The following is a 25828-nucleotide window of genomic DNA, read 5'->3' as shown; positions in this document are numbered from 1 at the left end:
CCGGGGCGCCTCTTCTTGTCCGCGGGCCTCCCGGGGTCCCCGGGCCCGCTCGGGCGTTCAGGTCCGAAGGCGTGCGAGGTTCTCGCGCGCCGCGGCGGCCAGGGCCGCGAACGACGGCTCGGCGAGGGCCGCGGTCAGCTGGTCGTCCCACCGCTCGAGGGGCGGCAGCCCGCAGCGGGCCCAGTTGTCGTGCCCGAGCACGCCGAACGCCGGACGGGCCGCCGGGCGTGGGAACTTGTCCGAGCCGACCGGGCGGATCCGCTGTGGATCGAGGCCGGCGAGGCGGAAGGTCTCCCGCGCCAGGTCGTACCACGTGGTGTGGCCGGCCGCCGTGCCGTGGTACGTGCCGGCCGGTGCCCGCCCGGACAGGGCCGCACGGCCGAGGACCGCGAGCCGCCGGGCGAGCACCCGGGACCAGGTGGGCTGGCCGTGCTGGTCGGCCACCACGTCCAGGGTCTCCCGCCGGGCGGCGAGTTCGAGCATGGTGGACACGAAGTTGCGGCCGTGCGCCCCGTAGAGCCAGGCGGTACGCACCACATAGCCGCCGTGCGGCAGCAGTTCGGCGACGGCTCGTTCGCCCGCCAGTTTGCCGCGCCCGTAGGCGTTGACGGGTGCCGTGGGCGCGTCCTCGGGGCAGGGGTCGCGGCGATCGCCCGGGAACACGTAGTCGGTGGAGACGTGCAGCAGCAGCGCGCCGGAATCCGCGCAGGCCCGGGCCAGGTGGCGTACGCCCGTGCCGTTGACGGCCGTTGCCGCCGCCTCGGACCGCTCGGCGCCGTCGACGTCCGTCCAGGCGGCGCAGTTGACGACCACACGGTGGCCCCGGACGGCGTCGCGCACGGCGGCCGGATCGGTGATGTCCAGCCGCTCCCGGCTCAGTCCGGTCACCTCGGCGTCCGGGTCGGTGGCGAGTTCGGCCAGCATCTCGTGTCCGAGCAGCCCGTGCGCACCGGTCACCAGCCATGTGGTGCTCATCGCAGCCCGGCCCTCTCCCTGAGCGGCTCCCACCAGGCGCGGTGTGCCCGGTACCAGGCCACCGTGGCGGCCAGGCCTTCGGCGAGGTCCGTCAGCGGGGCGTAGCCGAGCTGTTCGCGGATCTTGCCGTCGTCCAGCGAGTAGCGCAGGTCGTGGCCCTTGCGGTCGGCGACGTGCTCGACCCGGTCCCAGTCCGCGCCGACCGCGTCCAGCAGCAGGCCGGTGAGCTTGTGGTTGGTCAGCTCCGTGCCGCCGCCGATGTGGTAGACCTCCCCGGCCCTGCCGCCGTGCAGGACCAGGTCGATGCCCCGGCAGTGGTCGGAGACGTGCAACCAGTCGCGGACGTTGCGGCCGTCGCCGTACAGGGGGACCTTCCTCCCGTCGAGCAGGCGGGTGATGAAGAGCGGGACGACCTTCTCGGGGAACTGGTGGGGCCCGTAGTTGTTGGTGCACCGGGTGACGACCACGTCCAGGCCGTGGGTGCGGTGGTAGGTGAGGGCCAGCAGGTCGGAGCCCGCCTTGGAGGCGGAGTACGGGGAGTTCGGGGCGAGCGGGCTCTGCTCGGTCCACGATCCTTCGCCGATCGAGCCGTAGACCTCGTCGGTGGACACGTGCACGAAACGGCCGACGCGGTGGCGGTGGGCCGCGTCCAGGAGCACCTGGGTGCCCGTCACGTTGGTGCGAACGAAGGGGCCCGCCCCGTGGATCGAGCGGTCGACGTGCGACTCGGCGGCGAAATGGACCACCGCGTCCTGGCCCGCCATGACCTGGCCGACCATGTCCGGGTCGCAGATGTCGCCCGCGACGAAGGTGTACCCCGGATGGTCCGCCACCGACGCCAGGTTGGCCTCGACCCCGGAGTACGTGAGTGCGTCGAGGACGGTGATCCGCGCCGCCGGCTCGGAGGCCAACCGCCGCCGGACGTATTCCGAACCGATGAATCCGGCGCCGCCGGTCACAAGGATGCGCATGGTTCTCCGAGTGTGTCGCAGGCCGGCGTCCGGAAACCACGGGCCGGCCCGTCGAGGCTGATGGTGTCGAATGCGGCGTGACATGGCGGACGGTGCCCGCGAGGCAGAGGCCTCGGGGCACCGTCACTCCTTCCGTGGTGGGCGGGCGGCCGGCGAGCGCGCCGTACCGCGCCGCTCACCCACAGGTCACGGGCTGCAGATCGCGAAGGCCGTGACGTCGGTGCCGTCGTCGCTGGTGGCCTGCCACCCCGTGGCGGGAGAGCCGCCGACCGGCGCGCTCTGGCTCACTGCGGAGGTGGCGGAGGCGTCCTCGAAACCACCGCTGACGGCCGACTGGCCGGCGGGGCAGATGGCCGTCGGCTGCGGTCCGGCGGCCCCGGTCACGACGGTGGTGTCCATCGCACCCTGGGCGCCCTGGGCACCCTGCGGCCCTGTGTCGCCGATGTCGCCCTGCGCACCCGTCGGACCGGTCGCGCCCGTGGCACCCGTGGCACCGGTGTCACCCTGCGGACCCGTGTCTCCGGTCGCACCGATGACACCCGGGTCGCCCTGCGGTCCAGTGGCACCGGTCAGGCCGGTCGAACCGGTCTCGCCCTGCGGACGCTGCGGACCGGTGTCACCCGTCGCGCCAGGGGCACCCGGGTCACCCTGCGGACCGGTGACACCCGGGTCACCCGGCACACCCTGCGGGCCCGTGTCACCGGTCGCACCGATGTCACCCTGCGGACCCTGAACACCCGGCACACCCTGGTCACCCGGCACACCCTGCGGACCCGTGTCACCAGTCACACCGATGTCACCCTGCGGACCCGTGTCACCGGTCGCACCGATGTCACCCGGGTCGCCCTGCGGACCCGTGGCACCGGTCAGGCCGGTCGAACCGGTCTCGCCCTGCGGACCCATCGGACCGGTCGCGCCCGTGGAACCCGTGGCACCGGTGTCGCCCTGCGGACCCTGAACACCCGGCACACCCTGGTCACCCGGCACACCCTGCGGACCCATGTCACCGGTCACACCGAAGTCACCCTGCGGACCCTGAACGCCCGGCACTCCCTGCTCACCGGGCACGCCCTGCTCACCAGGAACACCCTGCGGACCCGTGTCACCGGGGACACCCTGGGAGCCCTGCGGTCCCCGGGGGCCGCCCGACGGACCCTGCGGACCCCGGGGACCGTGGGAACCGTGGTCACCCTTGTTGCCCTTGTCGCCCTTCGGGCCGCGCTTGCCTTCCTTGCCCTGCGGGCCCTGCGGACCCCGCTCGCCCCGCTGGCCCCGCGGACCACGGTCGTGGTGGCGTCCTCTGTCCGCCCACGGGTCGTTCGAACCGGTGGCCACCGCCGCGCTGCGATCGCTGGACCTCTCGATCGCGTTGGCGATGGCAGCCGTGCTCGGGGCAACGTTGAGCGCCATGGCCAGCGCGCCCGCCGAAACGAGCGTGGCCGACCTCAAACGTGAACTTCGGATCGTTCTACGGTTCAAGAGAACCTTCCTCAGGAACTGGGAGGGACCAAACCGCAAGCGCAGCGCACTCTCCGCGCTGCGTTCGCATGCGTGTCACGGGCCCTTGGCCACGGACGAGACATTGTTTACTCACGGTGAAGATAAATACGCGGAGTGAACACAGTGCTTGGTCGGGGAATCACCCGAGCAGCCTCAATACGCCCGGATTTCCCGGCGCGGATTCCCGGCTGTTCCCCGGCACCGGTTCTCCGCGCCGCTTTCGTGCGGGGCTGAATTCCGCCGGGCACACCGCCTCAGGAATTACTCACGAGGCCTCGGCGATAGACGGCGCAGTCCTCGAAGGAAGGCAGCAGACCCTGCTGCTCGGCCTCCTCCAGGGTGGGCGCCGCGGCGTCCTTTTCGGACAGGATCGGCGCCAGGCCGTCGGGCCAGGAAATGGCCAGTCGTGGGTCGAGCGGATTGATGCCATGTTCGCGTTGGGGCGCATACCCCTGCGAACACAGATATACGACCGTGGAGTCGTCCTCCACCGCCATGAAGGCGTGGCCGAGGCCCTCCGAGAGGTAGAGGCAGCCGTGTGTGGCGTCGTCGAGCCGGACCGCCTCCCATTCCCCGAAAGTCGGAGAGCCGGTACGGATGTCGACCACCACGTCGAGGATCGCGCCACTGACACAGGTGACGTACTTGGCCTGCCCCGGCGGAACCGAGGCGAAGTGAATGCCGCGGAGCGTTCCGCGGACGGAGCGCGAGCAGTTGGCCTGAGCGAGCCTGAGTCCCTGGCCGGTGGAATCCTGAAAGCTCTCGTCCTTGAACCACTCGTGGAATCGCCCTCTGCCGTCCGTGAACACCCGGGGCTCGTCCACCCAGGCCCCCTCGATGCGAAGCGGTCTCACGCACAACTCCTTTCCGACGGGGCCGTCACGCGGGCACGCCCGGCCCGGTGCGCAGCAGTTCCTCCCGGCGCACTCCGCCGCCCGGCTGGGGCATGACGACGGACCGGGGATCCTCCAGCAGACTCAGCAGATAGTGGCCGTATCCGCTCTTGAGCAGCGGCTGGGCCAGTGCGCGGAGTCGGGCGTCGTCGATCAGGCCGGCCCGCCAGGCCGCCTCCTCGACGCAGCCGATCTTGAAGCCCTGGCGTTCCTCGACCACCCGGACGTACTCCGAGGCCTGGACCATGGAGGCGAACGTCCCGGTGTCCAGCCATGCGGTGCCCCGGTCGAGCCGGACGACGTGCAGGCTCCCGGACCCCAGGTACGCGCGGTTGAGGTCGGTGATCTCCAACTCGCCGCGGGCGCTGGGCCGCAGGCTCCGGGCGATCTCGACGACCTGATGGTCGTAGAAGTACAGTCCGGGCACGGCGTACCGGGACCTGGGGTGGGCCGGCTTCTCCTCGATGGACAGCGCCCGGCCCAGTTCGTCGAACTCCACGACGCCGTAGGCCGAGGGGTTGGCCACCGGGTAGGCGAACACCCTGCCACCCGTCAGGTCCGCGTTGCGGGCCAGCCGGGTGCCGAGGCCGCTGCCGTGGAAGATGTTGTCGCCCAGGATCAGGCAGACCGGCCGGCCGCCGATGAAGTCGGCCCCCAGCAGGAAGGCCTGGGCGATCCCCTCCGGGCGCTCCTGCACCATGTACTCGAACCGCAGGCCGAGTTGGCTTCCGTCGCCGAGCAACCGGCGGAACTGCCGCTGGTCTTCCGGGGTGGTGATGATCAGAATCTCGCGGATTCCGGCCATCACCAGTGTGGAAAGCGGGTAATAGACCATGGGCTTGTCGAAGACCGGCAGGAGCTGCTTCGACACCGTGCGGGTCAGCGGCCACAGTCGCGAGCCGGTGCCCCCGGCCAACAGGATTCCGCGCATGGCATCACCATAGGCGAATTGCCCCTGAATGCGGCTTTTGGACGCGGCTTGCCGCAGGTACGCGGAGAGGCCGGGTGCGCACGCCGTTGTGCGCACCCGGCCTCCCGGGATCGTCGCCGCGGCCGGCCGGAGCGACGTTGCAGGTCAGGGCAGGTCGGTCAGCCGGCCGCGGAGCTCAGGGGCCGAAGCCCGATGCCGCGTCAGCCCAGGCGCTCGACGAGCCCGCGGTACTCGTCCCACAGCTCCTTGGGCGTGTGGTCGCCGAAGGTGTTCAGGTGCTCGGGGACCAGGGCGGCCTCCTCGCGCCAGACGTCCTTGTCGACCGTGAGCAGGAACTCCAGGTCGGACTCGGACAGTTCGAGGCCGTCGGTGTCCAGGGCCGCCCTGGTCGGCAGGACGCCGATCGGGGTCTCGACACCCTCGGCCCTGCCGTTCAGGCGCTCCACGATCCACTTCAGCACACGGCTGTTCTCGCCGAAGCCGGGCCAGACGAACTTGCCCTCGTCGTTCTTGCGGAACCAGTTGACGTAGTAGATCTTCGGCAGCTTGGACTGGTCGCCGTCACGCTGCTCGGCGGCCTTGCCGACCTCGATCCAGTGGCCCATGTAGTCGCCCATGTTGTAGCCGCAGAACGGCAGCATGGCGAACGGGTCGCGGCGCAGCTCGCCGACCTTGCCCTCGGCGGCGGCCGTCTTCTCGGAGGCGACGTTGGCACCGAGGAAGACGCCGTGGTTCCAGTCGAAGGACTCCGTCACCAGCGGCACCGCGGAGGCGCGGCGGCCGCCGAAGAGGATCGCCGAGATCGGCACGCCCTTCGGGTCCTCCCACTCCGGCGCGATGATCGGGCACTGCGCGGCGGGCGTGGTGAAGCGGGCGTTGGGGTGCGCGGCGGGCGTCTCGGACGCGGGGGTCCAGGAGTTGCCCTTCCAGTCGGTGAGGTGCGCCGGGGTCTCCTGCGTCATGCCCTCCCACCACACGTCGCCGTCGTCGGTGAGGGCGACGTTGGTGAAGACCGAGTTGCCCCACAGCGTCTTCATGGCGTTGGCGTTGGTGTGCTCGCCGGTGCCGGGCGCGACGCCGAAGAAGCCGGCCTCGGGGTTGATCGCGTACAGCCGGCCGTCCTCACCGAACCGCATCCACGCGATGTCGTCACCGATGGTCTCGACGGTCCAGCCGGAGATCGTCGGCTCCAGCATGGCGAGGTTGGTCTTGCCGCAGGCGCTCGGGAAGGCGGCGGCGACGTACTTGGCCTCACCGGTGGGCGGGGTGAGCTTGAGGATCAGCATGTGCTCGGCCAGCCAGCCCTCGTCGCGCGCCATGACGGAGGCGATGCGCAGGGCGTAGCACTTCTTGCCGAGCAGCGCGTTGCCGCCGTAGCCGGAGCCGTAGGACCAGATCTCGCGGGCCTCGGGGAAGTGCGAGATGTACTTGGTGGAGTTGCACGGCCAGGGGACGTCCTCCTGGCCCGGCTCCAGCGGGGCGCCCAGGGTGTGGACGGCCTTGACGAAGAAGCCGTCGTCACCGAGCTCGTCCAGCACCGGCTGTCCCATGCGGGTCATGGTGCGCATGGACACCGCGACGTAGGCGGAGTCGGTGATCTCGACGCCTATCGCGGACAGCGGCGAGCCCAGCGGGCCCATGCAGAACGGGACGACGTACATCGTCCGGCCCTTCATCGAGCCGCGGAAGACACCTCCCTTGCCGTCAGCCCCCTGGAAGATCTCCCGCATCTCGGCGGGCGCCTTCCAGTGGTTGGTCGGGCCGGCGTCCTCCTCCTTCTCGGAACAGATGAACGTCCGGTCCTCCACGCGGGCCACGTCGGAGGGGTCCGACGCCGCGTAGTAGGAGTTGGGGCGCTTGATCGGGTCGAGTTTCCGGAAGGTGCCCTTCCGGACGAGCTCCTCGCACAGTCGCTCGTACTCGGCCTCGGATCCGTCACACCAGACCACGCTGTCCGGCTGCGTCAGTTCGGCGATCTCATTGACCCACGAGACCAGTTCCTTGTGGTGGGTGGGGATGACGGGGGGAGCCGCGATGTCGCGCGCCACGATTGCTCCTAAATGAGGGGTTTCTTGTCTTGTCGCCCCGTGGGGGCTGCGACCCGGACGCTTCGTAGCCGCTCATCCGGTGCCGACCGCACTCATTTGATCATCCGACGAGAGTGCGCATCTGTCCAGGGGGCGTCACAGGTGAGCGGCGTGAGAAACGCCACGATGTCCGGGATTCTTTGCGTCCACGTTGGGTTCGACTGAAGGTCTTTTTGCGTTCGGCCCGGATATCGGCGCTCACCGTCCGGCACTGACACACGACTTACGGTGCCGTAGGTACGATGCGCGCATGACTGCGTCCGCCTCCGACGCGCCTCTGGACACGCCGGTCGCCGGCCGCGGTCCGATCGCGCCCGCCCCGCCGCACCCGATCAAGCCGAAGCTGCGCGGCTGGCTGCATCTCGGCATGTTCCCGGCCGTGCTCGTCGCGGGGCTCGCGCTCACCGCGCTGGCCGGCTCCACCCGCGGACGGATCGCCTGCGGGATCTACGTCCTCACCGCCTGCCTGCTGTTCGGCGTCAGCGCGCTGTACCACCGGGGCAACTGGGGGCCACGCATGGGCGGTGTGCTGCGCAGGCTCGACCACGCCAACATCTTCCTGATCATCGCGGGCACATACACGCCGCTCACCCTGCTGCTCCTGCCCGGCGCCAAGGGGCAGTGGCTGCTGTGGGGCATATGGGCCGCGGCCGCCGCCGGCATCGTCTTCCGCGTCTTCTGGGTCGGCGCCCCGCGCTGGCTCTACACCCCCTGCTACATCGCGATGGGCTGGGCGGCCGTCTTCTTCCTGCCGGACTTCCTGCGCACCGGCGGTATCGCCGTCCTGATCCTGGTCGTCGTCGGCGGGCTGCTCTACAGCGCGGGCGGCGTCGTCTACGGCATCAAGCGGCCGAACCCGTCACCGAGCTGGTTCGGCTTCCACGAGGTCTTCCACTCCTTCACGCTGGCCGCCTTCGTGGTGCACTACGTGGGGATCTCCCTGGTGGCGTACCAGCACGCCTAGCCCGCCCCCCTGTCCATCCGGTCCGTCTCCATCCGGTCCGCCCGGCCACGGCTCGCACGAGCCGTGGCCTTTTTTCATGCCCGAGAGCCCCTAGCGATTGACAGCATCTACATTTTGAGAGCTACTCTCATTTCATGGCTGCTCTCATCAATGCGGAAGACACGCGGCGTGACCCCCGCCGCTGGTGGGCCCTCGGGGCCATGGTCGCGAGCATGCTGGTGCTCGGCTTCGACATGACGATCCTCAACGTCGCCCTGCCGACCATGGCGTCGGACCTCGGCGCCACCACCGGCCAGCTGCAGTGGATGGTGGACGCCTACGTCGTCGTCTTCGCCGCGCTGATGCTCCCGGCCGGGCTGCTCGGCGACCGGTTCGGACGGCGCCTGATGCTGATCGCCGGGCTCGGCGTCTTCCTCGCGGGATCCGTGGTCGGCGCCCTGGCCGGCGGGGTGAACGAGGTGATCGCCGCCCGCGCGATCATGGGCGTCGGCGGGGCGCTGGTGATGCCGCTCGCGCTGTCCGTGCTGCCCTCGCTGTTCGGCCCGGAGGAGCGCGCCAAGGCCGTCGGCATCATCTCGGCCGCCTCCGCGCTCGGCCTGCCGCTCGGCCCGATCATCGGCGGCTGGCTGCTGAACCACTTCTGGTGGGGCTCGGTCTTCCTGATCAACGTGCCCATGGCCGGCATCGGCGCCGTGGCCTGCCTCTTCCTGCTCCCCGAGACCCGCGACCCCGCTTCTCCCAAGGTCGACGCGCTCTCCACGGTGCTCACCGCGACCGGCCTCGGCGCGCTCATCTACGCGATCATCGAGGCCCCCGACCGCGGCTGGGGCGACCCTGTCGTGGTCGCCGTGTTCGCGGCGGCGGCCGCCTTGCTGGCCGGGCTCGTGCTGCGCGAGCGCCGGGAGGCCCGCCCCATGCTCGACATGGCGCTGCTCGGCCGGCGCGGCTTCCTCTTCAACACGATCGCCGCGACCCTGGTGATGTTCATCCTGTCCGGCCTGATGTTCGCACTGCCGCCCTACCTCCAGGCCGTGCTCGGCCACGACGCCCTCGGCACCGGTGTGCGACTGCTGCCCATGATGGGCGGGCTGATGATTGCCGCGAAGGGCGCGCAGCCGGTCGTCGCCCGGTTCGGGCCGCGGGCGGTGGTCGCCGCGGGCCTGGTGGTGCTGGCCTTCGCCGCACTGCTCGGCAGCCGCACCACGGTGGACTCCGGCTACGGCTTCACCGCGCTCTGGCTGTCGATCGCCGGCATCGGCTTCGGCTTCTCCGTCGTCCCGGCCATGGACGGGGCGCTGGCCGCCCTGCCGGCCGACCGCGCGGGCAGCGGCTCCGGCCTGATGATGACGCTGCGCCAGGTCGGCGGCGCGGTCGGCATCGCCCTGCTCGGCAGCCTCCTGGCGAGCGCCTTCCGGCACCGGCTCGACGTCACCGGGCTGCCCGGCGAGGTCGCGCACACCGCCGGAAAGTCCGTGGTCGCCGCCCACCTCGTCGCTGAGAAGTCGGGCTCGGCACACCTGGCGGCCTCCGCGAACGGAGCGTACGTGCACGCCATGGGCCTGGTACTGCTGGTGTGCGGCGTCGCCTCGCTGGTGGCCGCGCTGCTGGCCGCGGTGTTCCTGCCGGGCGCCGGCACCGCCGCCGTACGGGACGAGCCGGAGCGGTGCCGGTCCGTGATCGCACCCGAACCGGATGCCGGACAATGAACTGCATGACGGCCGCACGTACCACGCCCCCCGCCGACCGCCCGCCGATGGGGCTGCGGGAACGCAAGAAGATCAAGACCCGCGAGGCGATCCGCACGGCGACGTACGCGCTGGTCGCGGAACAGGGCTACGACGCCACGACCATCGAGCAGATCGCCGAACGTGCCGAGGTGTCGCCGTCGACCGTCTTCCGGTACTTCCCCACCAAGGAGGACATCGTCCTCACCGACGAGTACGACCCGGTCCTGCTGGAGGAGCTGCGTGCCCGGCCCGCCGACGAACCGTGGACGGACTCCCTGCGCCACGTGATGCGCAAGGCCGTCGGCTGGGGCGTCGACGCCGACCCCGAGGCGTCGCGGCTGCGTACCCGGCTGATGGTCGAGGTGCCCGCGGTGCGCTCGCGGATGATGGAGTCCATGTCGGTCACCGGCCGCATGCTCTGCACCGTCATCGCCGAGCGCACCGGCCGCGACCCGGACGACCTGGAGGTACGGGTCTGGGCCATGTCCCTGATCGGCGGGCTGCTGGAGACCTCCCTGTACTGGGCCGAGAACGGCCACCGGGAGAACCTCGCGGACCTCATCGACCGTGCCGTCACCGTCCTGGCGGACGGCCTGCCCACGAAAAACGCCTGAGGCGCGGGCCGCCGTCCGTGCCATCCTGTCCAGGTGAACGGTCCCGAGATCCGCATCGAGTTCGACCCCGGCCTGCACCTGTTCGTCCCGCACACCCGGCGCCGAGCCGCCACCGCGGTCGTCACGGACGGCGTCTCGACGCTCGGCCACGTCGTGGAGTCCCTGGGCGTGCCGCTCACCGAGGTCGGCGCACTGGTGGTGGACGGCCGCGAGGTGCCGGTGTCGCACGTGCCGCGGGCAAACGAGACGGTCCAGGTACGTGCCGTCGCCCGCCCCCAGCAGGTCCCCGGCGCCCCGCTGCGCTTCCTCCTCGACGTGCACCTCGGCACCCTCGCCCGCCGGCTGCGCCTGCTGGGCGTCGACACGACCTACGAGTCCACGGACATCGGCGACCCCGCGCTCGCCACCCGCTCGGCCGCCGAGAAGCGGGTCCTGCTCAGCCGCGACCGGGGCCTGCTGCGCCGGCGCGAACTGTGGGCGGGCGCCTACGTCTACAGCACCCGCCCCGACGACCAACTCGAGGACGTCCTCGACCGGTTCCGCCCCGGTCTGCGCCCGTGGACCCGCTGCACCGCCTGCAACGGCCTGCTGCGGGACGCCACGAAGGACGAGGTGGCCGACCAGCTCGAACACGGCACGCACCGCACGTACGACGTCTTCGCCCGCTGCCCCGACTGCGGTCGCGCCTACTGGAAGGGCGCCCACCACGACCAGTTGGAGGCCATCGTGGAACGCGCCCTGACCGGATACACCGAACGAAGCTGACGCCCAGCCGGCTGCCGGCCGGCTCTCGGCGGACGTCCGGCCGACGTCCGGGGCTCGTCCCGTAGCCGGCGGCGGGCGCGCCGGCTCAGCCGCCCAGGGCGGTGCGCAGGCGGTCCGGGTCGGTCGTGGGGGCGTCGCAGGTGAAGTCGCGGCAGACGTAGGCGGTCGCCTCGCCGTGGGCTAGGGGGCGGTCGGCGAGCAGGGGGAACTCCCCGCTCTCCGGGGTGCCGTACGCGACGACCGCCCCGGGGGCGGTGCCGAGAAGTGCCGTACGGTGCAGGCACTTTGCCGCCGCGTCGTCGAGGGACGGGCCGACGACCGCGACCTCGCGGGGACCGTCCAGCAGGGCCTCGGCTACGGCGAGACCCCATCCGGTGAAGCGCGGGGCGCGCGGGCCGAGCGCGCTCACCACGCCCAACGCCCGCTCGGCGGCGGTGCGGTGGGTCTCGGAACCCGTGTGGGCCGCGTAGCCGAGCAGCGCGCCGGCGGCCGCCGACCAGCCGGAGGGGGTGGCGTTGTCGGTGGGGTCCTGCGGTCGGCGGATCAACCGCTCGGCGTCGACGGCCGTGTCGTACAGGGAGCCCGACTCCGGGTCGGCGAACCGGGTGAGCACATGCCCGAGGAGCAGCCCGGCGAAGTCCAGCCAGACGCCCTCACCGGTGACGGAGGCGAGGGCGAGGAAGCCCTCGGCGACGTCGGCGTAGTCCTCCAGCACCCCGGCGTTGGCTCCGGCCCGGCCGTCCTTGCTGGTGCGGCGGAGCCCGGCGTGCTCGTCCATGTGCAGCCGGACGAGGAGATCGGCGGCGCCGACCGCGGCCTCGACCAGGTCCGGGCGGTCGAAGTAGGCGCCGGTCTCGGCGAGGGCGGCGATCGCCAGCCCGTTCCAGGCGGCGACGACCTTGTCGTCCCGGCCGGGCGCCGGACGCTCGGCCCGCCTCGCCAGCAGCCGGCGCCGGACGGACTCGACCCGGTCGGCGTCGAACACGCCCTCCTGCACGGGAAGTTGCAGGACGGACGAGCCGTGCTCGAAAGTGCCCTCCTCGGTCACGCCGAAACAGCGGGCGGCGAGCTCGGCGTCCTCGTCGCCGAGCGCCTCACGCAGCTGGGCGGGGGTCCAGACGTAGTAGGCGCCCTCGACGTGCCGGCCCGTGCCGCCCTCCCGTCTCCCACCACCGCCCTTCTGAAGACGCTCCCCCAGACTCCGTCCGGGGGGACCCCCATCGCGCGGCACCTCTTCTTCACTGTCTGCGTCCAGTGCCGACGCGAACCCACCCTCGACGGTGCGCAGTTCGCGCACCATGAAGTCGGCGGTCGCCAGGGCGACCCGGCGGGCGAAGTCGGACCCGGTGGCCCGCCACAGGTGGGCGTAGACCCGGCACAGCAGGGCGTTGTCGTACAGCATCTTCTCGAAGTGGGGCACCACCCAGTCGCGGTCGACGGAGTACCGGGCGAAGCCGCCGCCGAGCTGGTCGTGGATGCCGCCGCGGGCCATCCGCTCGCAGGTGTCCGCCGCCATCTGGAGGGCGCCCTCGGAGCCGGTGCGGGCGTGGTGCCGCAGCAGGAACTCGATCACCATCGACGGCGGGAACTTCGGCGCCCCGCCGAACCCGCCGCGCCGAGCGTCGTACTCCCGGGTGAGCGCGAGCAGCGCCTGCGCCAGTTCCTCCTCGCCCGGGGGCCGAGCGGTGCCGTGGCCGATCTCCCGCTGCGCCAGGTCCCGCACGATCTTCCCGGCGACATCGGCGACTTCGTCCCGCCGGGTCTGCCAAGCCTGCCGCACCCCTTCGAGGACCTGCCCGAAGGAGGGCATGCCGTGCCGGGGCTCGGGCGGGAAGTACGTGCCGAAGTAGAACGGCTCGGCGTCGGGCGTGAGGAGCACGGTCATCGGCCACCCGCCCTGCCCGGTGGCCGCCTGCACGGCCTCCATGTACACGGCGTCGACGTCGGGGCGCTCCTCGCGGTCCACCTTGACGGACACGAAGTGCTCGTTCATGTACGCGGCGGTGTCGTCGTCCTCGAAGGACTCGTGCGCCATGACGTGACACCAGTGGCAGCTGCTGTACCCGACGCTCAGCAGCACGGGGACGTCGCGGCGCCGGGCCTCCGCGAAGGCCTCCGCCGACCACGGCCACCAGTCGACCGGGTTGTCGGCGTGCTGGAGCAGGTACGGGGACGTCTCGTCGGCCAGTCGGTTCGGCATACCCCCCATCCTGCCTCACCCCACCCCATCGGACGCGGAAGGTGATCGTCCCGCGACTGTTCGTGTGCCCCGGCCTTTCCCACCGGACGTTCGGCGCCCGCTCGGGGTCATCGGTGATCGCCGCCCCCTCGCGCTCCCGGCCGAGCCGAAGGACACTCGTAGGAAAGGGAGTTGTCGCCGGAGGGGGACGGGACATGCGGGATGGCCATCGGGCGGACGCCGAGCGGCTGCTGACTCGGGCCGTGGAGGAGGAGGTTCGCCGCTCGGGCGGCCGGGTGGACGCGGGCGTGCTGCTGTCCCGGGCGCGCGGCGCGCTGGACACCATGGCCGAGACCGCGGTGGAGGAGTACGAGGCCTACACGCGGGCGCTGGACGAGGCGGCGGCCGGGCAGCTCACGTTCGCCCAGCGCTACGCCCGCGAGAGCGGCGGAACTCCGCTGCTCGTCGCGGCGGTTGCGGGACTCGCCGCCGTCGTGGCCGACCTGGCGCTGGGTGCCGACGGCGGCACCGCCGTCGGTGCGGGCGTCACCGCCGGGGTGGTGGGCGCCGCCGCCACCGTCGTGAAGGTGACCGCCACCCATCTGCCCGCCGCCCACCGCCGGGCCGGGGCGGCCGGCCAGCCGGGCGGGCCCGAGCAGCTGAGACTTCAGTGGCTGACCGCCCTGGAGGTGCGCGGCATCCGCCCGTTCCTCGACCAGCAGCGCGTGCTGAGCGCGTCCACCGCGCCGAAGAAGGCGGCGCCCCGGCTGCGCGGCACGGACAAGAGCGCGGCGGCCCGCAGGCGCAGTGTGCTCGAGCAGTCCTTCGGCCAACTGCCGGAGCCGGTCGGCGTGTTCGCGGGGCGGCGCCAGGAGGTGGCCAGGATCCGGCAGTGGGTGCAGGCGGCCCGCGCGTCCACCCAGACCCGGCCGACCGTCGTGGTCCTGCACGGAGCGCCGGGCTCCGGCCGCAGCACGCTGGCGGTGCGCGCGGCCCACGACCTGAAGGACCAGTTCCGGGGCGCGGTCGTGGTCGACCTGCGCGGCGACAGCCAGGACGAGCCGCCGCTGCCCACCCGCGACGCCCTGCTGCACCTGCTGAACCGGCTCGGCGCGCCCCGCGAGCAGCTGCTGTTCCGCGAACGCTCCTCCCCCGAGCAGCAGCTCAAACGGCTCGGCGAGCTGTACCACCAGCATCTGACGGGCCTGCCGGTATCGATCGTGATGGACGACGCCTCGGACGCCGAGCAGGTCCGCGCCCTGGTGCCCGAGCGGTCCGACAGCCTGGTCCTGGTCACCGCCCGCGAGCCGCTGCGGCTGCCCGCCGACCTGCCGGCCTGGGTGCACCAGCTGCCCGTCCAGGCCCTGGACGCGGTGGGCGCGGAGGAACTGCTGACCGCCGCCGCGCAGGACACCTCGGGACCCTACGACGCGGAATCCACCGACCGGATCGCGCAGTTGTGCGGCGGACTGCCGCTGGCACTGCACATCGCGGGCTCCGGTCTCGGCCCGCGCTCACCCCGTCAACTGGCCACGGACCTGGGCGCGTACGGTCCGGTGGAACCGGTGGAGCGGGCGCTGTGGCTGCGCTACACCGACCAGTCGGAGCAGGCCCGCCGGCTGCTGAGACGGCTCGCCCTGGCCGGACGCGCCTCGATGGGCGGCGCGGCGGCGGCCGCTCTGCTGGCCACGGACGAGGCGGAGGCGAACCGGCATCTGGCGGCCCTCGCCCGGGCGGGCCTGGTCGACCATGTGCGGGGCAACCGCTACCGGCTGCACGACCTGGTGCGCGCCTTCGCGCACGCGCGTCTGCTGGACGAGGAGGAGCCCGCCGAGCGGACGGCCGCGCAGGAACGGCTGATCGAGAACTACGCCGAGCTGGCCGACTCGGTGCTGCGCCTGGTCGACGGGAACATGTCGACCCGCTCGGACCGCTTCAGCCCGCACGGCTTCACCTCCCTGGACGAGGCGCTGCGCTGGCTGGACGACGAGTCGAGCTTCATCACGGCGGCCCTCAGACACGCGGAGGGCGTGAACCAGGGGGCCGTACTGAACCTGCTCGGCGCCCTGTGCGACTACTGCCTGCTGCGCGGGGACCTGTACCGCCTGGGGGAGATCAGCGAGCTGACCCAGGCCGTCGACCAGGGACTCCTGGTCCGGTCGGTGCAGTGGCGCACCGGTATCGCGGCCCGCCAGCTCGGCGAGCTGGACAAGGCGCGGACCACGCTGGCCTCGGTCGTCGACCTCTACCGGGAGGCCCACCACGACGCGGGCGCCGCCCGCGCGCTCAACTCGCTCGGCATCACGCTGCACCACCAGGGCAACCTGACGGAGGCGGCGGCCCGGCTGCGGGAGGCCCTCGACCTTCAGGCGGCGCCCGAGCTGGCGACCGACCGCGCCTGGACGATGCACGCGCTGGCGGCCGTGGAGCGGGACCGGGCGCACCTGGCCGAGGCGCTGGAGCTGCTGAACCGGTCGCTGGTGCTGCACCGGGAGGGCGGTTCGGTGCACGGCGAGGCCTGGGCCCACTTCCAGCTGGGCCAGCTCGCGCTGCGCAGGGGCGACGTGGAGCGCGCCGAGGCGGATCTGCGCCAGGCGCTGGAACGCTACCGCCGCACCCGGGACGCCCGCGGCGAGGCCTGGGCCCTCACCCAGCTGGCCCGGGCCCGGCTGCTGGCCGGCGAGACCGCCGAGGCGGTGGAGGAGCTGCGGCGGGCGGCGGCGCGGCACCGGGACAACGAGGACGCGCGCGGCGAGGCGTGGACGCTGTACTACCTCGGTCAGGCGCTGGAGGAGACCGGCAGACTCGACCAGGCGGTGCGTGAGCTGGAGCGGGCCCGCACCATGTTCTCCCGGATGCGGGACGTGTACGGACTGGCGTGTGCCCGGCATCACTCGGCCCGGGTCACCCGGGACCAGCGGGCGGCGCAGACCGGCTCGCTGCGCAACTCCGGTTTCGCCCGCCAGCTCCTGGTCGACGCCCGCGCCGACTTCCAGCGCATCGGTGTCGCGCACGGCGAGGCGTGGACGTGTCTGGAGCTGGCCGTGGTGGACGCCGGCAACGCGCGCACCCAGCAGGCGCTGGCCCTGTGCGACGAGGCGCTCGCCCTGTTCGCCGCCTACGGGGACCGCCGCGGAGAGGACTGGGCGCGGTTCCTGCGCTGCACCCTGCTGCCGTACGCGGCCCCCGGCGGCACGGAGGTCGGCACGGCGGTGGCGCAGGAGGAGCTGGACCAGCTCGCCCGCGGCGGCCATCCGCTGCGGGACGGGAAGCTGAACGACTACGTCGAGGCCTACCGGCTTCTGCTGGAGCGCGGCGTGAGCCTGGAAGCGGGCTGGCAGGCCTGGCGTCTGGGCATGGTGCCGAGCCGGCACGCGCGGGAGGTGATGGGGGTGGCGGTGCCGGACGGCGGGAGCTGACGGCGGCAGCGCCGCCGGGTGTCAGCCCCGCTCGGCCTTGGCCTCGCCCGAGGCGGCGCCGGGCTGCGTCGCGCGGTCCGGGGCCTCCTTGAAGTCGACCCTGCCCATGTGGCGGTTCATGGACTTCATCAGGCCCCACACCGCGACGGCCATCACCGCGAAGACGACGAAGCCGAGGACGCCGGGGGTGACCTTGTTCTTGTCGAACTCGGCGAGAGGGACCAGGTGCGTCATTGCCAGGCTCACGCTTGCACTCATGTCAGGCATTGTCCCTCACGGCTGCCGGACGCCCGCAAAGAGGTCGTCCTCCGGGAGCGAGGTGTCGACGAGCGACTTCGCGAGCTCGTACTCCTCCGTCGGCCAGACCTCCTTCTGGATCTCCATCGGCACCCGGAACCAGCCGCCGTCGGGGTCGATCTGCGTGGCGTGGGCGATCAGCGCCTTGTCGCGGATCTCGAAGAAGTCGGCGCAGGGGATGTGCGTGGTGAGCGTGCGCTCCTTGTGGCCCGAGTTCTCCCAGCGCTTGAGCCACTCGCCGTAGGGGGACTCCAGGCCCCGGTCGAGCAGGGCCTGGTGCAGCGCCTCGGTGCGCGGGCGGTTGAAGCCCTGGTTGTAGTACAGCTTCAGCGGCTGGTGGGCCGGTCCGTACTCCTCCTCCGGGTACTTCTCGGCGTCCGCGGCGCCCTCGAAGGCCACCATCGAGATCTTGTGGGTCATGATGTGGTCGGGGTGCGGGTAGCCGCCGTTCTCGTCGTAGGTGGTGATCACCTGGGGGCGGAAGGAGCGGATCCTGCGGACCAGCTCGCCGGCCGCCTTGTCGAGGTCCTCCAGGGCGAAGCAGCCCTCGGGCAGCGGGGGCAGCGGGTCGCCCTCGGGCAGGCCGGAGTCGACGAAGCCGAGCCAGTCCTGGCTCACGCCGAGGATCTCGCGGGCCTCGTCCATCTCCTTCCGGCGCACCTCGTGGATGTTCTCCTCGATGTACGCGTCGCCCTGAAGCTTGGGGTTGAGGATGGAGCCGCGCTCTCCGCCCGTGCAGGTCACCACCAGCACGTCCACCCCCTCGGAAACGTACTTGGCCATGGTGGCCGCGCCCTTGCTCGACTCGTCGTCGGGGTGCGCGTGCACGGCCATCAGTCGCAGCTGGTCAGTCAAGGCTCAGTCCTCAGGTCAAGTCGGTGCCCGGCTCGGCGGGCAGTCAACGATGCCGTCCCGCGACAAAGATCGGCCCCGGGGTGGCGGTCGGTCGGGCAGGCGGGGGCTTCTATAGTGACCGAATCGGGGGGCGAATAATTCCGGGGCCCGGCTCCGGGAGCCCCCCGCGGGACGCCCGTCCCGCACCGGCCGAGAGGACGATCATGAGCACGGCGAGCACCCGGTTGCCCGAGGGCCGCTACGGCCGCTCCCCGGACGAGCGCGCCGACCGCAAGCTCAAGATCCTGGGCGCCGCCCTGGGTACGGCCCTGCTCGTCCTGGTCGGATACTTCGCCTACCACTACGTCGGCCAGAACAAGATCAGCGCGCAGGTCATCACCTTCGAGGCGTCGAAGGACGCGGTGCGGATCCATCTGGAGGTCCACAAGGACGCCGACGCCCGCGGCTACTGCACGCTGCGCTCGCAGGCGGCCGACGGCTCCGAGGTCGGGCGGGCGGACTTCCGCTTCGACGAGCACGCCTCGCAGATCGACAAGGTGCTCACCCTGCGGACGACGGCCCGGGGCACGACGGCCGAGCTGCTGGGCTGCAGCGCGGGGTGACGCGTCGGCGCCGACCGGAATACGCGTTCACTGACCTGCGTTGACGAAGGTCTCACGGCTTATGTCCTCCCCCTTTGAGCCCTGAATTGTTAGGCTCGTGGTTTCGCCCACCCATGAGGGAACATTCTTCTGGGTAGGGCGATGCTTTGTATTCCCAGCACCGACGAGGAGCACCTGTGACCCAGACCAGCGAGAACGTCACCTGGCTGACCCAGGAGGCGTACAACAAGCTCAAGGAGGAGCTTGCGCACCTTACTGGTCCTGCGCGCACGGAGATCGCCGCCAAGATCGCGGCCGCGCGCGAGGAGGGGGACCTGCGCGAGAACGGCGGGTACCACGCGGCCAAGGAGGAGCAGGGCAAGCAGGAGCTTCGCGTGCGCCAGCTGACCCAGCTCCTGGAGACCGCCCAGGTCGGCGAGCCGCCGGCCGCTGACGGTGCGGTCGCGCCGGGCATGGTCGTCACGATCGCCTTCGACGGCGACGAGGACGACACCCTGACCTTCCTGCTGGCCTCGCGGGAGTACGCGAGCGCCGAGATCGAGACCTACTCGCCGCAGTCCCCGCTGGGGTCCGGCGTGATCGGCCACAAGGTCGGCGAGGACGCGGAGTACGAGCTGCCGAACGGCAAGGTCGCCTCGGTGAAGATCCTCAAGGCGGAGCCGTACAGCGGCTGAGTCCCCGTACCGCTTCCGGCGAGGCCCCCGGCGCTCCGTGTGAGCCCCGGGGGCTTCGTCATGTCCGGACGGCCGCCGGTGGGCCGGCTCCGCACCCGTTGCCCGTGGTCACGCCGTGGCCGAGCGGTACTTGCGCACCGCCAGCGTGCGGAAGACGAGGATGATCAGCGCCGAGTAGATCAGCGAGGCCCAGACCGGGTGCTGCATCGGCCACGCGGTGGACGTGGACTGGCCGGGGTTGGCGAAGAGCACGCGGCAGGCCTGGACGGTGGCGCTGAACGGGTTCCACTCCGCGACATGGCGCAGCCACGGCGTCATCTTGCCGGAGTCGACGAACGCGTTGGAGACGAACGTCACCGGGAAGAGCCAGATCAGACCGCCGGAGGTGGCCGCCTCGGGTGTGCGCACCGACAGGCCGATCAGGGCGCCGATCCAGGTGAACGCGTAGCCGAGCAGGAGCAGCAGGCCGAAGGCGGCCAGCACCCGGCCCGCGTTCGTGTGGCCGAAGGACCCGACGCGCCAGCCGACGAGCAGGGCGACGGCGGCGAGGACGAACAGGGTCAGCGCCGTCTGCACCAGGTCGGCGAAGGTACGCCCGGTGAGCACCGCGCCGCGTGCCATGGGCAGTGAGCGGAACCGGTCGATGAGGCCCTTGTGCATGTCGTCGGCGATGCCGGCGCCGGAGCTGGCGGTGGCGAAGGTGACGGTCTGCGCGAAGATGCCCGCCATCAGGAAGTTCTTGTAGACGCTGGGGTCGGTGGTGCCCTGGATCTGCATTGAGCCGCCGAACACGTAGGTGAACAGCACCACGAACATGATCGGCTGGATGAGCCCGAAGATGACCATCTCGGGGATCCGGGTCATGCGGATCAGATTGCGCTTGGCGACGACCATCGAGTCGCGGACGGACTGGGTCAGGACGTTGCCGGGCGGCGCGATCCGCGCGCTGTCGGTGACGGCACTCACTTGACGGTCTCCTTCTTGTGCCGGCGGTCCTTGGTGTCGGCGCCCCGGGCGGCGCTCGTGCCGTTCTCCTCCCCGGCCTCGGCCACATGGCCGGTCAGGGACAGGAACACGTCGTCGAGGGTCGGGCGGCGCAGACCGATGTCGTCGATCTCGATGCCGCGGGTGTCCAGCTCCCGGATGATCTCGGCGAGGAGCTTCGCTCCGCCGGAGACGGGCGTGGTGATCCTGCGGGTGTGCTCCTCGACCGCGGTCTCGCCCTTGCCGAAGCCGCGCAGCACCTCGGCGGCGGTGGGGATGTGCTCGCGCTGGTGGACCACGACCTCGACGCGCTCGCCGCCGGTGCGGGCCTTGAGCTGGTCGGAGGTGCCTCGCGCGATGACCCGGCCGTGGTCGACGACCGCGATCTCGTGCGCCAGGTGATCGGCCTCCTCCAGGTACTGCGTGGTGAGCAGCAGGGTGGTGCCGCCGGAGACCAGCTGCTTGATGACCTCCCACAGCTGCTGGCGGTTGCGCGGGTCGAGGCCGGTCGTCGGCTCGTCCATGAACATCACCGGCGGGGAGACGACGAGCGCCGCCGCCAGGTCGAGCCGGCGGCGCATGCCTCCGGAGTAGGTCTTCGCCGGCCGGTCCGCGGCGTCGGCGAGGTTGAACTGCTCCAGCAGCTCCCCCGCCCTGGCCTTCGCCGCCGCGGCCCGCATCTGGTACAGCCGGCCGACCATCTCGAGGTTCTCGCGGCCGGTCAGATACTCGTCGACCGCGGCGAACTGACCGGACAGGCCGATCGAGCGCCGCACCTCGTTGGGGTGCTTGAGCACGTCGAGACCCGCGACGACGGCTTTGCCGCTGTCGGGTCGCAGCAGCGTGGTCAGACAGCGGACGGTGGTGGTCTTGCCCGCGCCGTTGGGCCCGAGCAGTCCCAGCACCGTGCCCTCGGGGACGTCGAGGTCGACGCCGTCCAGAGCCCTTACGTCGCCGAAGGTCTTCACCAGACCTTCGGCATGGATGGCGCCTGGCATGTGAGTCTCCACCTCGTCGGGGATGGTCGGAAAAGCCTGGAGAGGCAGGTGCTGTTCCGCTGGGGAATGTCGCCCGCGCCGCATCCGAGCAGGGGGTGCCCGCGGAACACGACACACCATAACGCGATGTATCGCGTCCGCTCAACGGATTACTCGAACGAGTGACGAAAGGCTGATGACCTCCGTGTCCCCCGCCCGCCGCCCGACCACCCGGCGGAGGGCGGGATCAGTCGATGACCGTGTAGCCGGCCTCGCGCAGGGCCTGGCCGACCTCGGCGCAGTGCACCGGCCCCTTCGTCTCCAGGTGCAGCTCCACCTCCGCCTCGGCGAGCCCGAGCCGGGGGTCGGTCCGGACATGGCTGACGTCGAGGACGTTGGCGTCGACCGCCGACAGCACCCCCAGCAGCGTGGCGAGCGCGCCCGGCCGGTCGGTCAGCCGCAGCCGGACCGCCAGATAGCGGCCCTGCGCGGCCATGCCGTGCCGCAGCACCCGCTGCATCAGCACCGGATCGACGTTCCCGCCGGACAGCACCGCCACCACCGGACCGGCCAGGGGGCCGGGACAACCCAGCAGCGCGGCGACCGGGCTCGCCCCGGCCGGCTCGACCACCAGCTTGGCCCGCTCCAGGCACAGCAGCAGCGCGGCGGACAACTCGTCCTCGGTGACCGTGCGCACCTCGTCCAGCAGCTCGCGGAGGATCCCGAACGGCACATCGCCCGGCCGCCCGACTCTGATGCCGTCGGCCATCGTCGCCGGGGCGCCGACCGTCACCGGGCGGCCCGCCGCCAGCGAGGGCGGGTACGCCGCCGAGCCCGCCGCCTGCACCCCGACGATCCGCACGTCCGGCCGCAGCGACTTCACCGCCACCGCGATGCCGGCCGCGAGCCCGCCGCCGCCGATACCGACGACGATCGTGCCCACCTGCGGGCACTGCTCCAGGATCTCCAGGCCCACCGTGCCCTGGCCCGCGATGACGTCGGGGTGGTCGAACGGGTGGATGAACACCGCGCCCGTCCGGGCCGCGTACTCCTGAGCGGCGGCCAGCGTCTCGTCGACCACCTGGCCGTGCAGGCGCACCTCGGCGCCGTAGTCCTGTGTGGCGCTGATCTTCGGCAGCGGGGCACCCTTCGGCATGAACACCGTGGACCGCACCCCGAGCAGCGACGACGCCAGCGCGACACCCTGCGCGTGGTTGCCGGCGCTCGCGGCCACCACCCCGGCGGCACGCTCCTCCGGCAGCAGCCCCGCGATCCGGACATAGGCGCCACGCAGCTTGAACGAACCCGTCCGCTGGAGGTTCTCGCACTTCAGGTGCACCGGCGCGCCCACCAGGTCGGACAGGTACCTGCTGCTCTCCATCGCGGTCACCCGCGCCACCCCGGACAGCATCTTCTGCGCGCCGCGCACGTCGTCCAGGGTGACGGGCCAGGAGGAGCCGGCCGTGCTGTAGCTCATGCCTCAAGTCTCGCAGTTCACGGGCCGCGGACGCCGTTGTGACCATCCTCCGAGACCGGATGGCGCAGTGCCGGTACGACTTGACCCCCGGCCGCGTAACCTGTCCCCCAACCCAGCCGCTCTCCAGAAGTGAGCCCCCGGCCATGCCCACAACACCCGACATGTCGACGGACATGACGACCGCCGGTGCCCCCGGTCTCCTCGACACCCTCCAGCACGAGGTGGCGGTCTTCGCCCGCCGGGCCGAGCAGACCCGCCTCGGCGGCGTCGGGCAGGTGCGCAACTCCATGGACCGCGCCGCGTACCTGCTGCTCAACCGCCTCGACAAAGAGGGCCCGATGGGCGTCAAGGCGCTCGCCGCGAGCATGGGCATCGACTCCTCCACCGTCACCCGTCAGGTGGCACCGCTCGTCGACACCGGCCTCGTCAAGCGCACCTCGCACCCCGAGGACGGACGGGCCGTGGTGCTCCAGCTCTCCCCGCGCGGGCTCTCCCGGCTGGAGGAGGTCCGCTCGTCCCGGCGGGAACTGATGGCCGAGCTGACCCACGACTGGGAGCCGGCGGAGCGCGAGACCTTCTGCTCACTTCTGACCCGCTTCAACCACGCACTCGCCGCCCGCCAGGGCATACCGCAAGCGGACACGCCCCCCGCTTCGTGAGGCCGCGCCCGGCGCGCGGGCAGAGGAGTGCGAGTACGCCTCTTGACCGACGGGCCGCCCCTGCCCTCATATGAGACCGGGCTCGTCGTACACGGTTCAAGCGACCGTACGAGAACGGGTCCCGCGGTCACGATCGCCCTTGGGGGGAGGCGCGGTGCGAGAACGGCAGGCGGCTCAAGGCGCTCGCCGGGCCCGGGAGTTCGAGGCGTTCGTCGCGGGCGCGGCCGGGCGGCTGCTGCATACCGCCACACTGCTCACCGCCGAGGCCCCCGGTGCCAACCCGCACGCGCGGCGCCTGCTGACCCGCGCCCTGGCGCACACGTACGCGTGCTGGGACCGGCTGCGCGGCGAGGACCCGTACAACCACGCCCGCCGGCAAGTGGCCGCCCGCTTCGCCCGTGAGGCGTGGCACCAGCGCGGTGGATCCGGCCGCGCCCGCCGGAGGCCACCCGGCGCCCTGGCCGCGCTCACCGCCCAGGAACGCCTGATCATCGTCCTCAGGCTGTACGAGGGGGTGGCCGAGGAACAGGCGGCGGCCCTGATGGGCCTGCCCACGGACCGCGTCCGCGTCATCTGCGACCGCGCGATCACCACGCTCACCCGCACGCCCGTGAACCCGGCCCCGGCGGTCGGCGACACCGAGGCGGCACCGTCATGAGCCGAGTGAGTGGTGTGAGCGACCTGAGTGGCCTGAGCGGCCTGTGCGGGCGACCGGAGGAGTGGAGGCGGCCGTGAACGGGGCCGAGCGGGAGGCGGCCGCACGGCGGATCCTCGATCAGCGTCCGCCGCAGGTGCCCACGGAACTGTACGAGGAGGCCGTGCGCCGCGGGGGCCGGATGCTGCGCCGCCGCACGGCCGCCCGCCGGCTGATGTGGCTGGTGCTGGCCGCGGCGGTCGTCGCCTTCACGGTGTGGGCGCTGACGGCCCGCCCCTGGGTGGAGCCGCCGTCGCAGACGACTCCACCCGTGTCCGGCTGGTGACTCCTCTTACACCAGCAGGACCACAGGACCAGCAGGATCAGCCGAGGGCCTGCCTCAGGTCCTCGAGCAGGTCGTCGGCGTTCTCGATGCCCACGGACAGGCGCACCAGGTCGCCGGGGACCTCCAGGGCGGAGCCCACCACGGACGCGTGCGTCATGCGCCCGGGGTGCTCGATCAGCGACTCGACCCCGCCCAGGGACTCGCCCAGGGTGAACACCTTGGCACGGTTGCAGACCTCGACGGCCGCCTCCTCGCCGCCCTCGACCCGGAAGGAGATCATGCCGCCGAACGCCTTCATCTGCTTGGCGGCCACCTCGTGACCGGGGTGCTCCGGCAGTCCCGGGTAGAGGACCTGCGTCACGCGCGCGTGCCGGGACAGCATGTCGGCGACCTTCGTCGCGTTCTCGCTGTGCCGGTCCATGCGCACCGCGAGCGTCTTGGTGCCGCGCAGCACCAGCCAGGAGTCGAAGGGGCCGGCGACGGCGCCCATCGCGTTCTGGTGGAACGCCAGCTCCTCGCCCAGCCCGGCGTCGCCGGTGATCAGCGCGCCGCCGACGACGTCCGAGTGACCACCCATGTACTTGGTCAGCGAGTGCACGACCACGTCCGCGCCGAGCGCGAGCGGCTGCTGGAGGTAGGGCGTGGCGAAGGTGTTGTCGACGACGAGCTTCGCGCCCGCGTCCCGGGCGACCTGGGCGACGGCGGCGATGTCGGTGATGCCGAGCAGCGGGTTGGAGGGGGTCTCCACCCACACGGCCTTGGTCTTCGGGGTGATGGCGGCCCGTACCGCGGCCGGGTCGGCGGTGTCCGCGACCGACCACTCCACGCCCCACCGGGCGACGACCTTGGCGAACAGCCGGAAGGTGCCGCCGTAGGCGTCGTTGGGGATGACGACGTGGTCGCCGGGGCTGAGCAGCGTACGCAACAGGCAGTCCTCGGCCGCCAGTCCGGACGCGAACGCGAGTCCGCGGCGGCCGCCCTCCAGGGCGGCGAGGTTCTCCTCCAGTGCGGTCCTGGTCGGGTTGGCGCTGCGGCTGTACTCGTAGCCGTCGCGCAGACCGCCCACGCCGTCCTGCTTGTAGGTCGAGACCTGGTAGATCGGCGGGACGACCGCCCCGGTGCGGGGGTCGGCGGTGTTGCCCGCGTGAATCGCGAGCGTCTCGAAGTGCTCACTGATGTGCCTGTCGCTCATGGGCCCGAGGGTAGTGCTCTTGTGGGGGTGGTGCGGGACGGCGGTCCCGGGCGGCGCGGGAGGAGGCGTTTTCCACAGGGGCGCCGCACAGGTTGGCCAAGTGTCG

General features: G+C 71.9%; 23 protein-coding genes. 10 read left to right on the top strand and 13 right to left on the bottom strand.

All coding sequences use genetic code 11. The features are described from left to right. Window positions 1–57 precede the first annotated feature (57 nt). The 6 genes from rfbD to ACIHCX_RS12010 all read right to left on the bottom strand — a co-directional run bounded on the left by rfbD (window position 58) and on the right by ACIHCX_RS12010 (window position 7318). On the bottom strand, window positions 58–975 hold the full coding sequence (gene rfbD, locus ACIHCX_RS12035; RefSeq protein WP_400028826.1) for a dTDP-4-dehydrorhamnose reductase: 918 nt from the start codon (window positions 973–975) through the stop codon (window positions 58–60). Then, window positions 972–1946 carry a dTDP-glucose 4,6-dehydratase gene (gene rfbB / locus ACIHCX_RS12030; protein WP_400028825.1) on the bottom strand — a complete coding sequence of 325 codons (975 nt, stop codon included), beginning with the start codon at window positions 1944–1946 and terminating at the stop codon, window positions 972–974. Before rfbB ends, rfbD begins: the two co-directional genes overlap by 4 nt. A gap of 186 nt (window positions 1947–2132) precedes the next feature. Beyond that, on the bottom strand, window positions 2133–3356 hold the full coding sequence (locus tag ACIHCX_RS12025; protein ID WP_400028824.1) for a collagen-like protein: 1224 nt from the start codon (window positions 3354–3356) through the stop codon (window positions 2133–2135). A 344-nt stretch (window positions 3357–3700) separates the two neighbouring features. After that, window positions 3701–4300: a dTDP-4-dehydrorhamnose 3,5-epimerase gene (gene rfbC / locus ACIHCX_RS12020; protein WP_400028823.1), complete on the bottom strand. Its 600-nt coding sequence runs from the start codon at window positions 4298–4300 to the stop codon at window positions 3701–3703. 25 nt (window positions 4301–4325) lie between these two features. Further along, window positions 4326–5270 (bottom strand): glucose-1-phosphate thymidylyltransferase RfbA, encoded by a 945-nt coding sequence (gene rfbA, locus ACIHCX_RS12015; RefSeq protein ID WP_400028822.1) that lies wholly within the window; start codon window positions 5268–5270, stop codon window positions 4326–4328. Between the two features lie 200 nt (window positions 5271–5470). Beyond that, window positions 5471–7318, bottom strand: a complete 1848-nt coding sequence (locus ACIHCX_RS12010; protein ID WP_400028821.1) for a phosphoenolpyruvate carboxykinase (GTP) — start codon at window positions 7316–7318, stop codon at window positions 5471–5473. A 289-nt stretch (window positions 7319–7607) separates the two neighbouring features. Here ACIHCX_RS12010 and ACIHCX_RS12005 point away from each other — a divergent pair, with 289 nt between their 5' ends. The 4 genes from ACIHCX_RS12005 to ACIHCX_RS11990 all read left to right on the top strand — a co-directional run bounded on the left by ACIHCX_RS12005 (window position 7608) and on the right by ACIHCX_RS11990 (window position 11427). Then, entirely contained in the window at window positions 7608–8321 is a 714-nt protein-coding gene (locus ACIHCX_RS12005; protein WP_400028820.1) for a hemolysin III family protein, read from the top strand. 134 nt (window positions 8322–8455) lie between these two features. Then, complete coding sequence (locus ACIHCX_RS12000; protein ID WP_400028819.1) at window positions 8456–10027, top strand: MFS transporter; 1572 nt, start codon at window positions 8456–8458, stop codon at window positions 10025–10027. Beyond that, on the top strand, window positions 10024–10662 hold the full coding sequence (locus ACIHCX_RS11995) for a TetR/AcrR family transcriptional regulator (RefSeq protein ID WP_400028818.1): 639 nt from the start codon (window positions 10024–10026) through the stop codon (window positions 10660–10662). The genes ACIHCX_RS12000 and ACIHCX_RS11995 overlap by 4 nt, the downstream gene beginning before the upstream one ends. A 33-nt stretch (window positions 10663–10695) precedes the next feature. Next, window positions 10696–11427 (top strand): Mut7-C RNAse domain-containing protein, encoded by a 732-nt coding sequence (locus ACIHCX_RS11990; protein WP_400028817.1) that lies wholly within the window; start codon window positions 10696–10698, stop codon window positions 11425–11427. An 85-nt stretch (window positions 11428–11512) separates the two neighbouring features. Here the strand turns inward: ACIHCX_RS11990 and ACIHCX_RS11985 are convergent, their stop codons facing one another. Continuing rightward, window positions 11513–13627, bottom strand: coding sequence for a thioredoxin domain-containing protein (locus ACIHCX_RS11985; protein ID WP_400028816.1), 2115 nt, complete (start codon window positions 13625–13627; stop codon window positions 11513–11515). 194 nt (window positions 13628–13821) lie between these two features. Here ACIHCX_RS11985 and ACIHCX_RS11980 point away from each other — a divergent pair, with 194 nt between their 5' ends. Beyond that, the gene (locus tag ACIHCX_RS11980; RefSeq protein WP_400028815.1) at window positions 13822–17025 is read left to right on the top strand and encodes a tetratricopeptide repeat protein; all 3204 of its coding nucleotides are present in this window, start codon (window positions 13822–13824) and stop codon (window positions 17023–17025) included. 21 nt (window positions 17026–17046) lie between these two features. Here the strand turns inward: ACIHCX_RS11980 and ACIHCX_RS11975 are convergent, their stop codons facing one another. Together ACIHCX_RS11975 and mca are read right to left on the bottom strand one after the other, a co-directional pair. Beyond that, window positions 17047–17292 carry a hypothetical protein gene (locus tag ACIHCX_RS11975; protein WP_400028814.1) on the bottom strand — a complete coding sequence of 82 codons (246 nt, stop codon included), beginning with the start codon at window positions 17290–17292 and terminating at the stop codon, window positions 17047–17049. 6 nt (window positions 17293–17298) lie between these two features. Further along, window positions 17299–18177, bottom strand: a complete 879-nt coding sequence (mca, locus tag ACIHCX_RS11970) for a mycothiol conjugate amidase Mca (RefSeq protein ID WP_400028813.1) — start codon at window positions 18175–18177, stop codon at window positions 17299–17301. Window positions 18178–18380: 203 nt separating this feature from the next. Between mca and ACIHCX_RS11965 the strand changes: the two genes are divergently transcribed. Next, window positions 18381–18779 (top strand): DUF4307 domain-containing protein, encoded by a 399-nt coding sequence (locus ACIHCX_RS11965; protein WP_400028812.1) that lies wholly within the window; start codon window positions 18381–18383, stop codon window positions 18777–18779. Between the two features lie 176 nt (window positions 18780–18955). After that, window positions 18956–19453 carry a transcription elongation factor GreA gene (greA, locus tag ACIHCX_RS11960; protein ID WP_400028811.1) on the top strand — a complete coding sequence of 166 codons (498 nt, stop codon included), beginning with the start codon at window positions 18956–18958 and terminating at the stop codon, window positions 19451–19453. A 108-nt stretch (window positions 19454–19561) separates the two neighbouring features. Here the strand turns inward: greA and ACIHCX_RS11955 are convergent, their stop codons facing one another. From ACIHCX_RS11955 to ilvA, 3 genes are all read right to left on the bottom strand, one after another. After that, window positions 19562–20419 (bottom strand): ABC transporter permease, encoded by an 858-nt coding sequence (locus ACIHCX_RS11955; RefSeq protein WP_400028810.1) that lies wholly within the window; start codon window positions 20417–20419, stop codon window positions 19562–19564. Then, entirely contained in the window at window positions 20416–21435 is a 1020-nt protein-coding gene (locus ACIHCX_RS11950; protein ID WP_400028809.1) for an ATP-binding cassette domain-containing protein, read from the bottom strand. The genes ACIHCX_RS11955 and ACIHCX_RS11950 overlap by 4 nt, the downstream gene beginning before the upstream one ends. 226 nt (window positions 21436–21661) lie before the next feature. Then, a complete protein-coding gene (gene ilvA, locus ACIHCX_RS11945) occupies window positions 21662–22891 on the bottom strand; it encodes a threonine ammonia-lyase (protein WP_400028808.1) in 1230 nt (409 codons plus the stop codon). Window positions 22892–23034: 143 nt separating this feature from the next. On the opposite strand from ilvA, the gene ACIHCX_RS11940 reads away from it, so the two are divergent. The 3 genes from ACIHCX_RS11940 (at window position 23035) to ACIHCX_RS11930 (ending at window position 24530) form a co-directional block, all read left to right on the top strand. Continuing rightward, on the top strand, window positions 23035–23550 hold the full coding sequence (locus ACIHCX_RS11940) for a MarR family winged helix-turn-helix transcriptional regulator (RefSeq protein ID WP_400028807.1): 516 nt from the start codon (window positions 23035–23037) through the stop codon (window positions 23548–23550). 154 nt (window positions 23551–23704) lie between these two features. Then, complete coding sequence (locus tag ACIHCX_RS11935) at window positions 23705–24208, top strand: sigma factor-like helix-turn-helix DNA-binding protein (protein WP_400028806.1); 504 nt, start codon at window positions 23705–23707, stop codon at window positions 24206–24208. A 73-nt stretch (window positions 24209–24281) separates the two neighbouring features. Further along, window positions 24282–24530 (top strand): hypothetical protein, encoded by a 249-nt coding sequence (locus tag ACIHCX_RS11930; RefSeq protein WP_400028805.1) that lies wholly within the window; start codon window positions 24282–24284, stop codon window positions 24528–24530. A 37-nt stretch (window positions 24531–24567) separates the two neighbouring features. Here the strand turns inward: ACIHCX_RS11930 and ACIHCX_RS11925 are convergent, their stop codons facing one another. Next, window positions 24568–25722 carry a cystathionine gamma-synthase gene (locus tag ACIHCX_RS11925; protein WP_400028804.1) on the bottom strand — a complete coding sequence of 385 codons (1155 nt, stop codon included), beginning with the start codon at window positions 25720–25722 and terminating at the stop codon, window positions 24568–24570. Window positions 25723–25828: the final 106 nt, after the last annotated feature.

The sequence above is a fragment of the Streptomyces sp. NPDC052043 genome (assembly GCF_044548235.1).
Taxonomy (GTDB): domain Bacteria; phylum Actinomycetota; class Actinomycetes; order Streptomycetales; family Streptomycetaceae; genus Streptomyces.
This window is presented reverse-complemented; position numbering and strand designations above follow the sequence as displayed.

Coding starts and splice junctions, on each gene's coding strand:
- ACIHCX_RS11950 (WP_400028809.1), bottom strand. CDS start 21,435: ATGCCAGGCGCCATCCATGCCGAAGGTCTGGTGAAGACCTTCGGCGAC.
- ACIHCX_RS11995 (WP_400028818.1), top strand. CDS start 10,024: ATGAACTGCATGACGGCCGCACGTACCACGCCCCCCGCCGACCGCCCG.
- rfbB (WP_400028825.1), bottom strand. CDS start 1,946: ATGCGCATCCTTGTGACCGGCGGCGCCGGATTCATCGGTTCGGAATAC.
- ACIHCX_RS11940 (WP_400028807.1), top strand. CDS start 23,035: ATGCCCACAACACCCGACATGTCGACGGACATGACGACCGCCGGTGCC.
- rfbD (WP_400028826.1), bottom strand. CDS start 975: ATGAGCACCACATGGCTGGTGACCGGTGCGCACGGGCTGCTCGGACAC.
- ilvA (WP_400028808.1), bottom strand. CDS start 22,891: ATGAGCTACAGCACGGCCGGCTCCTCCTGGCCCGTCACCCTGGACGAC.
- ACIHCX_RS12005 (WP_400028820.1), top strand. CDS start 7,608: ATGACTGCGTCCGCCTCCGACGCGCCTCTGGACACGCCGGTCGCCGGC.
- rfbA (WP_400028822.1), bottom strand. CDS start 5,270: ATGCGCGGAATCCTGTTGGCCGGGGGCACCGGCTCGCGACTGTGGCCG.
- ACIHCX_RS12000 (WP_400028819.1), top strand. CDS start 8,456: ATGGCTGCTCTCATCAATGCGGAAGACACGCGGCGTGACCCCCGCCGC.
- ACIHCX_RS11965 (WP_400028812.1), top strand. CDS start 18,381: ATGAGCACGGCGAGCACCCGGTTGCCCGAGGGCCGCTACGGCCGCTCC.
- ACIHCX_RS11925 (WP_400028804.1), bottom strand. CDS start 25,722: ATGAGCGACAGGCACATCAGTGAGCACTTCGAGACGCTCGCGATTCAC.
- ACIHCX_RS12025 (WP_400028824.1), bottom strand. CDS start 3,356: ATGGCGCTCAACGTTGCCCCGAGCACGGCTGCCATCGCCAACGCGATC.
- ACIHCX_RS11985 (WP_400028816.1), bottom strand. CDS start 13,627: ATGCCGAACCGACTGGCCGACGAGACGTCCCCGTACCTGCTCCAGCAC.
- ACIHCX_RS11980 (WP_400028815.1), top strand. CDS start 13,822: ATGCGGGATGGCCATCGGGCGGACGCCGAGCGGCTGCTGACTCGGGCC.
- ACIHCX_RS11975 (WP_400028814.1), bottom strand. CDS start 17,292: ATGCCTGACATGAGTGCAAGCGTGAGCCTGGCAATGACGCACCTGGTC.